The organism is Hydrogenophaga taeniospiralis (genome assembly GCF_020510445.1).
Lineage (GTDB): Bacteria > Pseudomonadota > Gammaproteobacteria > Burkholderiales > Burkholderiaceae_C > Hydrogenophaga.
In genome coordinates this window covers 4780998-4794713 of record NZ_JAHBAG010000001.1, presented here as the reverse complement: position 1 = coordinate 4794713, position 13716 = coordinate 4780998, and the positions used below count along the sequence as shown (strand labels likewise).

At 66.8% G+C, this 13716-nt stretch carries 10 protein-coding genes and 2 tRNA genes; 7 read left to right on the top strand and 5 right to left on the bottom strand.

The window, feature by feature from the left end; all coding sequences use genetic code 11:
- The first annotated feature begins 148 nt into the window (after positions 1–148).
- The 3 genes from mutM (at position 149) to mutY (ending at position 4185) form a co-directional block, all read left to right on the top strand.
- Positions 149–964: a bifunctional DNA-formamidopyrimidine glycosylase/DNA-(apurinic or apyrimidinic site) lyase gene (gene mutM / locus KIH07_RS22945; protein WP_226494162.1), complete on the top strand. Its 816-nt coding sequence runs from the start codon at positions 149–151 to the stop codon at positions 962–964.
- Positions 965–1010: 46 nt separating this feature from the next.
- Complete coding sequence (locus KIH07_RS22940; RefSeq protein WP_226494161.1) at positions 1011–2954, top strand: dynamin family protein; 1944 nt, start codon at positions 1011–1013, stop codon at positions 2952–2954.
- Between the two features lie 61 nt (positions 2955–3015).
- Positions 3016–4185 (top strand): A/G-specific adenine glycosylase, encoded by a 1170-nt coding sequence (mutY, locus tag KIH07_RS22935; protein ID WP_226494160.1) that lies wholly within the window; start codon positions 3016–3018, stop codon positions 4183–4185.
- 44 nt (positions 4186–4229) lie between these two features.
- On the opposite strand, the gene rapZ is transcribed toward mutY, so the two are convergent.
- The 3 genes from rapZ to KIH07_RS22920 are packed head-to-tail and all read right to left on the bottom strand — an operon-like array spanning position 4230 to position 7749.
- Positions 4230–5156: an RNase adapter RapZ gene (rapZ, locus tag KIH07_RS22930; RefSeq protein ID WP_226494159.1), complete on the bottom strand. Its 927-nt coding sequence runs from the start codon at positions 5154–5156 to the stop codon at positions 4230–4232.
- Positions 5157–5168: 12 nt separating this feature from the next.
- Complete coding sequence (gene recN, locus KIH07_RS22925; RefSeq protein ID WP_226494158.1) at positions 5169–6812, bottom strand: DNA repair protein RecN; 1644 nt, start codon at positions 6810–6812, stop codon at positions 5169–5171.
- 58 nt (positions 6813–6870) lie between these two features.
- Complete coding sequence (locus tag KIH07_RS22920) at positions 6871–7749, bottom strand: NAD kinase (protein ID WP_226494803.1); 879 nt, start codon at positions 7747–7749, stop codon at positions 6871–6873.
- 136 nt (positions 7750–7885) lie between these two features.
- Between KIH07_RS22920 and hrcA the strand changes: the two genes are divergently transcribed.
- The 4 genes from hrcA to greB all read left to right on the top strand — a co-directional run bounded on the left by hrcA (position 7886) and on the right by greB (position 9760).
- The gene (hrcA, locus tag KIH07_RS22915; RefSeq protein WP_226494157.1) at positions 7886–8905 is read left to right on the top strand and encodes a heat-inducible transcriptional repressor HrcA; all 1020 of its coding nucleotides are present in this window, start codon (positions 7886–7888) and stop codon (positions 8903–8905) included.
- A 49-nt stretch (positions 8906–8954) separates the two neighbouring features.
- Positions 8955–9031 (top strand) — tRNA-Ile (locus tag KIH07_RS22910).
- 29 nt (positions 9032–9060) lie between these two features.
- Positions 9061–9137, top strand: a tRNA-Arg gene (locus KIH07_RS22905).
- A 59-nt stretch (positions 9138–9196) separates the two neighbouring features.
- Entirely contained in the window at positions 9197–9760 is a 564-nt protein-coding gene (gene greB / locus KIH07_RS22900) for a transcription elongation factor GreB (protein ID WP_226494802.1), read from the top strand.
- On the opposite strand, the gene KIH07_RS22895 is transcribed toward greB, so the two are convergent.
- Positions 9761–12010, bottom strand: a complete 2250-nt coding sequence (locus KIH07_RS22895) for a RelA/SpoT family protein (protein WP_226494156.1) — start codon at positions 12008–12010, stop codon at positions 9761–9763.
- Positions 12011–12093: 83 nt separating this feature from the next.
- Entirely contained in the window at positions 12094–13698 is a 1605-nt protein-coding gene (nadB, locus tag KIH07_RS22890; protein WP_226494155.1) for an L-aspartate oxidase, read from the bottom strand.
- Positions 13699–13716 lie beyond the last annotated feature (18 nt).

Sequence of the window (13716 nt, the reverse complement as noted above, 5' to 3'; positions counted from 1 at the left end):
GTGTGCTGGTTCCATGTGCCCGGGAGCCTTGTTGGCGCTGTGGTGCAGGGTATTCATTGGGTCATGATAATGGAAGGGTTCAGGGCGCATTGCGTGTGATTCCTGTAACCCGCCGGTGTTCCGGTCCCCACTGAAAAAGCGCCTGCCCATGCCCGAACTTCCCGAAGTTGAAGTGACACGCCGCAGTTTTGCCGACCGCATCGCGGGGGCGCAGGTGCGCGGCCTGCATCTGGGCAAACCCCTGCGCTGGCCGTTGGGTTGCGAGCCGTCCGAGTTGCAGGGGCGCACGGTGCTGCATGTGGCGCGGCGCGGCAAATACCTGTTGGTGCACCTGGACCGTGGTGTGCTGCTGTTGCATCTGGGCATGTCGGGCAGCCTGCTGTTTGCACCCCGCCTGCCGCCGCCCGGGGTGCACGACCATTTCGAACTGGACACCAGCCGGGGGTGTTTGCGCCTGCACGACCCCCGCCGGTTTGGTGCTGTGGTGTACGTGGCGTCGCTGGACGATCCGCGTGCGCACAAGTTGCTGGCGGGACTGGGGCAGGAGCCGCTGGAGGTGGGTTTTGAGCCTCTGGCTTTTCACCAGGCCTTGGGCCAGCGCCGCTCCAGCATCAAACAGGTGCTGCTGGCGGGGGATATCGTGGTGGGTGTGGGGAACATCTATGCGTCCGAGGCGCTGTTCATGGCGGGCATCCGCCCCACGCTGCGGGCCGATCGACTGAGCAAACCCCGGGCGGCGCGCCTGCACGGGGCCATTGTGGCGGTGCTGCAACGCGCCGTGGCCCTGGGTGGGAGCACCTTGCGCGACTTCTCCAGTGCGCAAGGCCAGAACGGTTACTTTCAGCTCGATGCCATGGTGTACGGCCGCGAGGGGCTGCCGTGCCGGGTCTGCGCCACCCCCATCCGGGCGATCCGGCAGGGGCAGCGGTCCACGTATTACTGCCCGTTCTGCCAGAAGCCCTGAAGACCGCTCCGATGCTATATTGCCCTCACTCCAGAGAACACGGCACATGAGCTTCAATCAGGAATTTGACGACCACGGCGCATGGCGCAGGCAGTTTGCTTTGCGGCTCAAGTTGTTGTCTGAATGGCTGACCGACCACGATTTGATGGAAGCCGGCGTGAGCGAACGGCTCGACCAGTTGCATGCCCAGGTCAAGAACGACAAGATCATGGTGGCCTTCGTGGCCGAGTTCTCGCGCGGCAAGTCCGAGCTGATCAATGCGGTGTTTTTTGCCGGTTATGGCCGGCGCATCATGCCCGCGAGCGCCGGGCGCACCACGATGTGCCCGACCGAGCTGGGGTACGACGCGGAAGTGCCCCCCTGCCTGCGGCTGCTGCCCATCGAGACGCGGCTGCAGCCCAAGTCCTTGCTGGACTGGCGCAATGCCCCGAACAAGTGGGAGCGCGTTGACCTGGACGTCAACGATCCCCAGCAGCTCGCGCGTGCGATCCAGAAAGTGGCCGAGGTGCGCCGCGTCAGCAAGTCCGAAGCGGCTGCGCTGGGTTTCTGGAATGAAGAGTTGCCGGACGACAACCCGCTGGTCGGGCCGGACGGCTTGATCGAGGTGCCGAAATGGCGCCATGCGCTGATCAACATGGCGCACCCGCTGCTCAAGCAGGGTCTCGTGATCCTGGACACCCCGGGGCTCAACGCCATCGGCGCCGAGCCCGAACTCACGGTCAGTTTGCTGCCGCAGGCCCATGCGGTGGTGTTCATCCTGGCGGCCGACACCGGTGTGACCAAATCCGACCTGACGATCTGGCGCCAGCACCTGGCGGTGCGGGGTGAAGGCCGGGAGTCGCGCCTGGTGGTGCTCAATAAGATCGACACCATGTGGGATGCCCTCAGTTCGCCCGAACAGGTGCAGCTGCAGATCGCGGCGCAACGCACCGATTCGGCCGATATCCTGGGGCTGTCGTCCAAGCAGGTGCTGGCGGTGTCGGCCCAGAAGGGCTTGCTGGCCAAAGTCAGTGGCGACGACAAGCTGCTCGAAGCCAGCAACCTGATGGAGCTGGAGTCGGCGCTGGGTGTGGACCTGCTCGGTCAGCGCCGCAAGATTCTGAGCGGGGCCGTGGCGGCGGGTATTCAGGCGCTGCGGCAGGAAACCGGGCGCCTTGTCCACATCCGGGCACGTGATCTGGTGGAGCAGGTCCAGGAGCTCGATGGGCTGCGCGGCAAGAACGCCGGGGTCATCAAGCAGATGCGCCTGCGCATCGAACAGGAGCAGGCCGATTTTGACGCCAGTGGCGCCAAGATCCACGCCGTGCGGTCGGTGCACCTGCGCCTGCTCAAGAACCTCTTCGCGCTGCTCGGGCGTACCCACCTGAAGGCCGAGGTGTCTGAGCTGTCGCGCGCGCTGAAACAGCCCGGGATCAAGCTCGGCGTGCGGCGCGCCTATGGCCATACCTTTGACCGTCTGCGCGCCGATCTGGCGCGCGCCGATACCTTGGCCGCCGAAATCCAGTCGATGCTGGAAGGCAGTTTCAAGGGGCTGAATGCCGAATACGGTTTTTCGCTCCAGCCGCCTTCCCCGCCCCAGTTGGGCCACTACGCCCGGGACCTGTCGGCGATTGAAAAGAGCCACCTGCAGTACCTGAGCCTGGGCAATGCGCTGCGGTTGGCCCAGCCGGAGTTTGCCGAACGGCTGACACGGGCACTCATGAGTCGCCTGCGCGTGGTGTACGACACGGCCGTGAACGAAGTGGAGCTGTGGAACAAATCGGCTTCGGCCCAGCTCGACACCCAACTGCGCGAACGTCGGCGCAATTTCATCCGCCGCATTGAAGCGGTCTCGCGCATCCAGCAGGCCGCGGGTGGCCTGGACGGACGCATTCGCGAGCTGCAATCGCAGCAGGCCGAGCTCAATCTGCTGGACGCCAAGCTGGCGGAGCTGACCGACCACCTGCTGTCCGTTCCCGAAGAAGACGCCGCCGAAGCTGTCGCGGCATGAGCGCCGCCCGGCCGTTCCGAAGGCGCTCAGCCCCGCAGTGCGCAGCACGGAGGGATGTTCCATGAGCGCAGCGCTGGGCCGTTCCCAAGCCAACTCGCACCGCAGCCCACAGGGGGAAGGTACTCCCATAGGCCCCCGCACGGCTGCGGCCGAGGCGGCCCGGGCGCCGGACCTGCCACTCACTTTTGCCCGGCGCCTCATCGACTGGCAGCGCCAGTCGGGGCGCAGCGGCCTGCCCTGGCAGGGCACCCGCGACCCGTACCGGGTCTGGTTGTCCGAGGTCATGCTGCAGCAGACCCAGGTGAGCACCGTGCTGGGCTATTACCCGCGCTTTCTGGCCCAGTTTCCCGACGTGTTCGCCCTGGCCGAGGCGCCGGCCGACGACGTGATGGCGATGTGGAGTGGCCTGGGCTACTACAGCCGGGCGCGCAACCTCCACCGTTGCGCCCAGGTGGTGGTGGCGCAGCATGGGGGGGTGTTTCCGGATTCGGCGCTGGGCCTGGAGGCACTGCCTGGCATTGGTGCTTCCACCGCTGCGGCGATCGCCGCGTTTTGCCACGGCGAACGCATCTCGATTCTGGACGGCAATGTCCGGCGCGTGCTCACGCGCCTGCTGGCCTTTGACGCGGACATGGCCCAGCTACCGGCCCAGCGCGAACTCTGGCAGCGGGCGCAGGCGCTGCTGCCAGAAACCCCTTCGAACGGGGACATGACGGCCTATACGCAGGGCCTGATGGATCTGGGTGCCACGGTGTGCCTGCGAAGCCGGCCGCTGTGTGGGCGCTGCCCGGTGCAGGACCTCTGCGTGGCCCATGCCAAGGGGGTTCCGCAGAATTACCCGGTCAAGACCCGGTCGCTCAAGCGGCGGCACGAGTCCTGGTGGCTGCTGTGGCTGCGCGGCCAGGACGTGGGTGCGCCGGGTCGGGTGTGGCTCGAGCGCCGGCCGGCCCGGGGCATCTGGGCCGACTTGTATTGCCTGCCGGTGTTCGACAGCGAGGCCTCCCTGTTGGCGGCTTTGCCACCGGGCTTGCGCGGTGCCGCGCGTGCGCTGGAGCCGGTGTCCCACAGTCTGACGCACCGCGAGCTGCGTCTGCACCCATGGCTGCTCGAAACCTCGCAGCCCGTGGAATTCGCGACCGGTCTGAGCGGCCAATGGGTGGAGGAAGCGGCGCTGGTGCAATACGGGCTGCCGGCCCCGGTGCGCCTGCTGCTCTCCAACGACCCGCCCTGATTCAACCTCAGGGAGACCGCAGGCACGTCGTCAGGAGCACGTCGTCAGGAACCCGAGGTGGCTGGACGGGCCGCGGAGGCGGGCCAACCATCGACCTCGCGGTGCCGCACCTGGGTCGCCCACTCGGTGGCGAAGGCCTGCGCCAGCTGTTCGGCCAGGTACACCGAGCGGTGCTGCCCCCCGGTGCAGCCAATGGCCACGGTCACGTAGCTGCGATGGTCGCGCAGCATCTGCGGCAGCCAGTGCCGCAGGAAATCATCGATCTGCTGCCGCATCTGGTCCACCTCGGGCTGGGCGGCGAGGTAGGCCGCCACCGGCGCATCGCGTCCGGTCAGGGGCTTGAGTTCGGGTTCGTAGTGCGGGTTGGGCAGCATGCGCACGTCGAACACGAAATCCGCGTCCATCGGGATGCCGCGCTTGAAGGCAAACGACTCAAACACCAGCGTCAGCGGTGCCTGGACCGTGCCCAGCAGCTCTTTGATGTGGCTGCGCAATTGCGCCGGGCGGATCAGGCTGGTGTCGAGCACCAGCGCCTGCTCGCGCAATTCGGCCAGCAATTCGCGTTCGTGTTCGATGGCGTCGGTCAGCGCCCTGTGCTGATCGTTGGCCTGTTTGAGCGAGAGCGGGTGCAGCCGGCGCGTTTCGGAAAACCGGCGCACCAGGGTGTCGGTGGTGGCGTCCAGGAACACGGTGGTGAGGTGCACCGGCCGGTCGGCCTGGGCCTGCAGCCGTTCCAGCCGGCGGGGCAGGCCCGGCAGCGAAGCGGCGCTGCGCACATCCATGGCGATGGCGACCCGATGGGCCTGGTGGCTTTGTTCGAGTGCGATGAAGGACTCAAGCAGTTCGGGTGGCAGGTTGTCCACGCAGTAGAAACCGAGGTCTTCCAGCGCGGTCAGGGCCACCGACTTGCCCGAGCCGGACATGCCGGTGATCAGCACCAGTTCGATGGGGCGGGGCAGGGTGTCTGACATGGGGGCTGCGTGTCAGGCGGCGAGCAACTCGCGGGCATGGGCCAGCGACACCTCGGACTGTTCGTTGCCGCCCAGCATGCGGGCGAGTTCGCGGATGCGCTGCTCGTGTGCGATCGCCTCGACCGTGCTCACAGTCTGCTGGCCGGATTGCTGTTTGCTCACCAGCAGGTGGTGGTCGGCACAGGCGGCCACCTGCGCCAAGTGGGTCACCGACAGCACTTGCCGGTCCTGGCCCAGCTGGCGCAGCAGGCGCCCCACCGTGTGGGCCACGGCACCGCCGATGCCCGAATCCACCTCGTCAAAAATCAGCGTGGGGGCCTGGCCGAGCCGGCTGGTGACGACCGAGATCGCCAGCGCGATGCGCGAGAGTTCACCGCCGGAGGCGACCTTGCCGACCGGGCGTGGCGTGACGCCGGCGTGGCCGGCCACCAGGAACTCGACCTGCTCGCGGCCATGGGCCTGGGGCTCTTCGAGGCGCTGCAGCGCCACTTCGAATCGCCCCCCCTGCAGTCCCAGGGTCTGCATGGTTTCGGTGACCGCCTGGGACAGACGGGGGGCGGCCTGCTGGCGCTTTTTCGTCAAGGCCAGCAAGGCGCTGTCAACGGTTTTCCAGGCCTGGCGCTCGGCCTGCTGCAGGGCGGCCAGATCCAGCGCCTGGTCCACCTGGGCCAGTTCGGCCTTCCACTGCGCATGCAGTTCGGCCAGCTCTTCGGGCGGGCGGCGGTAGCGCCGCGCGAGCGACAGCCACAGCGAAAGCCGCTGGTCGAGCGCCTCAAGGCGGGACGGGTCCTGTTCGGCGTGGCGGGCGTACTGGTGCAGGCTGTGCACGCTGTCCTGCACCTGGGCCAGTGCCGCTTCCAGCGCTTCCACGGGGTCGGCGAAGGCGGGCTCGATGTGGGCCTGGGCCTGCAGGGCCGCCAGCGCGCGGTGGATCAGGTCGCCCGCGCTCGGTTCGGTGGCGTCCAGCGCCGCCACGGCGGCCTGGGCCGCGTCCTGCAGCCCCTGGGCGTTGGCCAGGCGGCCGTGCTGGCCGTTGAGCTCGTCCCACTCGCCGGGTTGCGGCGCGAGCTTGTCCAGCTCGCCGATCTGCCAGGCCAGCCGTTCGCTTTCCTGTTGCAGGCTGTTCTGGCGCTCGGTCGCTGTCTCCAGCGCCTTGCGGCACTGGCGCCACTGCGCCCAGCCCTGCGCCGCGGCGGAGGTGTCGATGCCGGCATAACCGTCCAGCAGGGCACGCACGGCGTCGGCACGGGTGAGGCTTTGCCAGGCGTGTTGGCCGTGAATGTCCACCAGCTCGTTGGCCAGCACCTTGAGTTGGGCCACGGTGGCCGCGCTGCCGTTGATCCAGGCCCGGCTGCGGCCTTCGGTGTCGACCGTGCGGCGCAGCAGCAGGCTGTCATCCAGCGGGAAACCCTGCTCTTCCAGCCAGTTGGCCAGGTGGGGCGGGGCATCGAACTCGGCGGCGATTTCGCAGCGCGACGCACCCTCGCGCACCACGCCGCTGTCGGAGCGTGCGCCCAGGGCGAGTTGCAGCGCGTCGATCAGGATGGACTTGCCGGCGCCGGTTTCGCCGGTGAGCACGCAAAAGCCCTGGTCCAGCTCCAGGTCCAGCGACTGCACGATGACAAAGTCGCGCAAAACAATGCGTCGGAGGCTCATGAACGTGGGGTGAAGTGGAACGTGTGAAGGGCAGACCGGTCGTATTTTGACCGGGTTTTCAACCGCCTTCGTTCCAGTGCAGCTTTTTGCGCAGGGTGTCGAAATAGCTCCAGCCGACCGGGTGCAGCAGACGCAGGGTGTGCTCGGAGCGCCGCACCACGATCCGGTCGCCGTGCAGCAGGCTGGTGAGGGACTGCATGTCGAAGTTGGCGCTGGCGTCGCGGCCCGAGACGATCTCAACCGCGATCTCGCAGTGAGCGGGCAATACGATGGGGCGGTTGGACAGGGTGTGGGGCGCGATCGGCACCATCACCCAGCCATCAATGGCCGGGTGCAGCAGCGGGCCGCCGGCCGAGAGCGAATACGCGGTGGAGCCGGTGGACGAGGCGATGATCAGACCGTCGGCGCGCTGGTTGGCCACGAAATGGCCGTCCACCTCCACACGCAGCTCGATCATGCTGGCCACGCCACCCCGGTTGACCACCACATCGTTGAGCGCGGTGGCCTCGAACACACATCGGCCGTCGCGCCACACACTGGCGGCCATGAGTGCACGCGGGTCTTCCTCGAACTCGCCGTACAGCATGGGTCGCAGCTTTTCACGGTAGCTGTCGAAGGGAATGTCGGTGATGAAGCCCAGCCGGCCCTGGTTGATGCCGGCCAGTGGCACACCGTAGCGCGCGAGCTGGCGACCGATGCCCAGCATGGTGCCGTCACCCCCCACCACCAGCGCCAGGTCGCAGGCACTGCCCATGGCGGGCACGTCCAGCGCGGGGTACTGCAGCAGGCCGGTGTTGAGCGCGGTGTCCTGCTCCAGCGACACCTCACAGCCCACATCGTGCAGGAAATGGGCCACTTCCTCCACCGCGTCGCGCGAGCCCGGCGCCTGGTATTTGCCGATGATGGCGACGTGCGCGAAGCGCAGCGGCTTGCCCATTTTTCGGGCTGTCGGCGAGGGTTCGGGAGGCAGGCTCATGCACAAATTACAACATAGCCCGCGCGGCCCGCCCGACCCGGAAAACCCTTGTCGCCCGCGGGCTCCCGCGGGGCGCATACCTCCGTAAAATGAAACCATGTTGGATGACCGCGCCAAGTTGCTGCTCAAGGCCCTCGTCGAGCGATATATCGCCGACGGGCAGCCCGTGGGTTCCCGCACGCTGGCCAAAGCCGCCGGTCTGGATCTCTCGCCCGCGACCATCCGCAACGTGATGAGCGACCTTGAAGAGCTGGGTCTGATCGCGAGCCCCCACACCTCGGCCGGTCGGATTCCCACCGCGCGTGGCTACCGCCTGTTCGTCGACACCATGCTCACGGTGCGGCGCGACGGACTGCCGGGGGTGGGCGAGATGGGCGCACCGGGCATCGAGGCGGGCCAGCCCCAGCGCGTCATCAGCCACGCCGCGCAAATGCTCTCCAGCCTCTCGCACTTCGTGGGCGTGGTGATGGCGCCGCGCCGAGCTTCGGTGTTTCGCCACATTGAATTTCTCAGCCTGTCCGAGCGGCGGGTGCTGGTGATCCTGGTGTCGCCCGATGGCGATGTGCAGAACCGCATCATCCACACCCAGGTGCATTTCACCCAGTCGCAGTTGCTGGAGGCGGCCAATTTCCTCAACGCCCATTACTCGGGGCTGACCATGGAAGAGGTGCGCTCACGGCTGAAGACCGAGGTCGATGTGCTGCGTGGCGAGATCGCGACCCTGATGCAGGCCGCGGTGGAGATCGGCGCCGACGACAACGCGGGGCAGGAGGCGGTGGTGGTCTCTGGCGAGCGCAACCTGCTCTCGGTCAGCGAGTTCTCCAGCGACATGGGCAACCTGCGTCGCCTGTTCGATCTGTTCGAGCAGAAGACGCAGCTGATTCGCCTGCTCGACGTGTCGGCCCAGGCCGATGGCGTGCGCATCTACATCGGTGGCGAAAGCCAGGTGGTGCCCTTCGAAGACCTGTCGGTCGTGACGGCCCCGTACGAAGTCGACGGGCAGGTGGTGGGCACGCTGGGCGTCATCGGGCCCCAGCGCATGTCCTACGAACGCATGATCCAGATCGTTGACGTCACGGCCAAGCTGGTGAGCAACGCGCTGAGCCACAGCAAATAGCCGGCCCCGGCTGGCGCTCGTCGGCGGCCTCTACAATCCACCCCTTCGCGGGCCGTTAGCTCAGTTGGTTAGAGCAGAGGACTCATAATCCTTTGGTCGTTGGTTCAAGTCCAACACGGCCTACCAAAAAAGTCGTGCTACAATGCGTGGCTTACGCGGCTGTAGCTCAGCTGGATAGAGTACTTGGCTACGAACCAAGGGGTCGTGGGTTCGATTCCTGCCAGCCGCACCAAAATGAAAGCCTGCAGCCAAAAGCTGCAGGCTTTTTCATTTCTGCTGTACACCGTACCCATGAGCAAGGCCTTCACCCGCGAGTCCGATCAGGACGCCGACGACGAACTGCCCGTCGCCGCGCCCGTGCCCAGCGGCAAGAACTACATCACGCGCGCTGGCTACGACCGGCTGCGCGCCGAGTTGTTCACGCTGATGGACGAGGAGCGTCCGAAGATGGTGGAAATCGTCCACTGGGCGGCCAGCAACGGCGACCGCTCGGAGAACGGGGACTACCTGTACGGCAAAAAGCGGTTGCGCGAGATCGACCGCCGCATCCGCTTCCTGACCCAGCGGCTGGAGATCGCCGAGGTGGTGGATGCTTCCATGCACCACGGAGGCGACCAGGTGTTTTTCGGCGCCACCGTGACCTACGCCGACGAGTCGGGGCTGGAAACCACGGTGACCATCCTCGGCGTGGACGAGGCCGACAGCGCGCAGGGACAGATCAGCTGGGTGTCACCCGTGGCGCGCGCGCTGCTCAAGGCCCGTGTGGGCGAGGTGGTGCGGCTGGTGGTGCCCGGTGGTGTGCAGGAACTGGACATCGTGTCGGTGACGTATCCGGCGCCCGCCGCGAAGACCTGATCAGGGCTTGAAGCGCTGGGCCTTGATGACCGAGGTCGTGCGCTTGAGGCTGCGCAAAACGTCGGCCAGGTGCTGGCGGTCGCGCACCGAAACCGAGAAGCGGATGTCGGTGGCCGTCTGTGCCGGTTCGTCGCCCATGTCCACGTGGGTGATGTCGGCCTCGGCCGAGGCGATGGCCGAGGCCACGCGGGCCAGCACCCCCTTGCCGTTGGCCACCGTGACCACCACCGTGGTGTCGAACGGACGCACGGGCTCGTCGGCCCACTCCACCTGCAGGAAGCGCTCGCTGTCGCGCAGCAACAGGCGTTTGCCCGTGGGGCAGTCTTCGGCGTGCACCACCAGGCCCTCCCCGCGACCCAGATAGCCTACGATGCGGTCGCCCGGGATCGGTTGGCAGCACGGGGCGTACTGCACCGACAGGCCCTCACTGCCGTCCAGGCTGACCACGCCTTGCGAAACCGTCTCGTCCTGGCCGCTGGCGTAGCGCTCGGTGCTGATGAGCAGCGCGTCGGGCTTGAGACCGGTTTCCGACAGCAGCACAGCGAGTTTTTTGCCCACCATGCTGGCGATGCGCTTGCCCATCCCGATGTCGGTCATCAGTTCGTGTCGAGACTTGTTGCCGGTGAAGCGCAGCAGCTTTTCCCAGGTGCTCTTGTGGTCGCCTTCCTCGTCTGGCAGGGTCGCGATGCCCTCGGAGCGCAGGGCCTGGGTGAGCATGCGCTCGCCCAGTTCGTTGGCTTTTTCCTGCGCCAGGGTCTTGAGGTGGTGGCGGATCTTGGAGCGGGCACGCCCGGTCTTCACGAACGACAGCCAGGCCGGATTGGGTTCGGCGGTGTCGCCGGTGACGATTTCCACCACGTCGCCATTGGCCAGCTCGGTGCGCAGCGGCCTTTGCTCGCCATTGATCCTGGCGGCCACCGCCCGGTTGCCCACGCCGCTGTGGATGGCGTAGGCGAAATCCATCACGGTGGCGCCGCGTGGCAGCGCGAGGATCTTGCTCTTGGGCGTGAACACATAGACCGCATCGGGGAACAGGTCGATCTTGACGTGGTCCCAGAACTCGCCGGCGTCGTGGGTTTCCTGCTGAATGTCCAGCAGGGACTGCAGCCACTGCGTGCCCAGGCGCTGCGAGGTGTCGCTGCCCGGTTCGCTGGCTTTGTAGAGCCAGTGCGCGGCCACGCCCGACTCGGCCACCACGTCCATGGCGTGGGTGCGCAGCTGGAACTCGATGTTGGTGCCAAACGGGCCGATCAGGGTGGTGTGCAGCGACTGGTAGCCATTGACCTTGGGAATGGCCACGTAGTCGCGGAACTTGCCCGGCACCGGCTTGTAGAGCTGGTGCAGGATGCCCATGGCGGTGTAGCAGTCGGTCAGTTCGGGCACGACGATGCGAAAACCGTAGATGTCGGTCACCTGGGAGAACGACAGGTGCTTGCTGTCCATCTTGCGGTAGACCGAATTCAGCGTCTTTTCGCGGCCCAGGATGCGCACCCCCATGCCCTGGCGCGCAAACGCGGCCTCGACCTCCCGCTGGACCCGGGCAATGAGGTCGTGGCGCCGGGTGCGCGACTTGTTCAAGGCCTTGGACAGCACCTCGTAACGCCAGGGGTGGAGAAAGCGGAAGGCGAGATCCTGCAGTTCGCGGTAGGTGAAGTTCAGCCCCAGGCGGTGCGCGATGGGGGCGTAGATCTCCAGGGTCTCGCTGCTGATGCGCTGCCACTTGCTGCGCGGCATGTCGCCCATGGTGCGCATGTTGTGGGTGCGGTCGGCCAGCTTGATCAGGATGACCCGCACATCCTTGGCCATGGCCAGCAGCATCTTGCGGAACGACTCTGCCTGGTTCTGTTCCCGGGTGTCGAACTCCAGCCGTTCCAGCTTGGTGAGCCCGTCCACGAGGTCGGCCACCGGCGCGCCAAAGCGCTGGACCAGCTCTTCCTTGGTGACGCCGCAGTCTTCGATGGCGTCGTGCATGAGCGCCGCCATCAGGGCCTGGGCGTCGAGTTTCCATTCGGCGCATTGGGCCGCCACCGCGATGGGGTGGGTGATGTAGGGGTCGCCGTTCTTGCGCAACTGACCCAGGTGGGCTTCGTCGGCAAAGCGGTAGGCCTGGCGCACGCTTTCGATCTCGGCCGGGCTCAGATAGTCCAGCTTGCCCACCAGTGCCGCAAAGCTGGCCGCGGCGGCACTCGCCGCCGGGTGCGCCTGGGCAGCGGAGGATCTCTTTTTGCCGGTTTCAGCCACGGTGGTCATCCCTGTACTTTAGCCTGAGACGGGTGGGCATGCAGGGGCAGCCCCCGGCGGCGGGCCCCGGAGCGTGCTTGGCGCTGGTCTGGTCAGCGCAAGGGCGGCACCAGAATCGTCGGCTTGGCCTCGGGCAGCAGGTCGGGGTAGTCGCGGCTGTAGTGCAGACCCCGGCTCTCATGCCGCATCATGGCCGACATCACGATCAAGTCGGCCACCTGCACCAGGTTGCGCAGTTCCAGCAGATCGCGTGTGACGTGGAACTGCGAATAGAACTCCTGGATTTCGCGCTGCAGCAGGGTGATGCGGTGGGCGGCGCGCTCCAGGCGCTTGTTGGTGCGCACGATGCCCACGTAATCCCACATGAAGCGGCGCAGTTCGTCCCAGTTGTGCGAGATCACCACCTGCTCGTCGGCGTCGGTCACGCGGCTGTCGTCCCACAGCGGGATGTCCGGGCGCGGGGTCAATGCCGCGGTGCCGATGGCCTTCACCGCGGCCTGGGCGAACACCATGCATTCGACCAGCGAGTTGCTGGCCAGGCGGTTGGCGCCGTGCAGGCCGGTGCAGGTGGTTTCGCCCACGGCGTACAGACCGTCGATGTCGGTGTGGCCTTCCAGGTCGGTCACCAGCCCCCCGCAGGTGTAGTGCGCGGCGGGCACCACGGGGATGGGCTCTTTGGTGATGTCGATGCCCAACTCGGCGCAGCGCGCGAGGATGTTGGGGAAATGCTCGTTCAGGAACTCGGGGCTCTGGTGCGAGATGTCCAGGTGCACGCAATCCAGTCCGTGGCGCTTCATCTCATAGTCGATGGCGCGGGCCACGATGTCACGCGGTGCGAGTTCGGCGCGTGGATCGTGGTCGGGCATGAAGCGGTGGCTGCCCAGGTGCGGTGGCAGCTTCAATTGCCCGCCTTCGCCCCGCACGGCCTCGGTGATGAGGAAGTTCTTGACGTTGGGGTGGTACAGGCAGGTCGGGTGGAACTGGATGAATTCCATGTTGCCGACGCGGCAACCCGCGCGCCAGCCGGCGGCGATGCCGTCGCCGGTGGCGGTGTCGGGGTTGGTGGTGTAGAGGTAGACCTTGCCGGCCCCGCCGGTGGCCAGGATGGTGTGCTGCGCGCTGAAGGTCTCGACCTCGTCGCGGTCCACATCCAGCACATAGGCGCCATAACAACGGGTGGACCCCACGCCGGGCTTGTGGTCGGGCAACTGGCGCTCGGTGACCAGATCGACCAGCATGTGGTTCTCGAAGAAGGTGATGCCGGGCGTGACACGGGCCAGCTGGCTCAGGGTCGCCTGCACGGCCGCCCCGGTGGCGTCGGTGGCGTGCACGATGCGCCGGTGGGAATGGCCGCCTTCGCGCGTGAGGTGCAGTTCGCCGTTTTCGGTGGAGAAGGGAACGCCCAGTTCCTGCAACCAGGCGATGGCCGCGGGCGCGTTCTCCACCGTGAACTGCGTGGCCTCCAGATCGCACAGCCCGGCGCCGGCGACCAGCGTGTCGTCCACGTGCGAGGCGTAGCTGTCGCCCTCGGCCAGCACGGCGGCAATGCCGCCCTGGGCCCAGTTGCTGGAGCCGTCGGAGATGCCGCGTTTGGTCACCACCGCCACACGGTGGGTGGGCGCGAGTTTCAACGCGGCCGTGAGACCGGCCAGGCCGCTGCCGATGATGAGAACGTCAAAGGAATGGTGGGCGCTCATGGCTCTCTGATGTGAAGG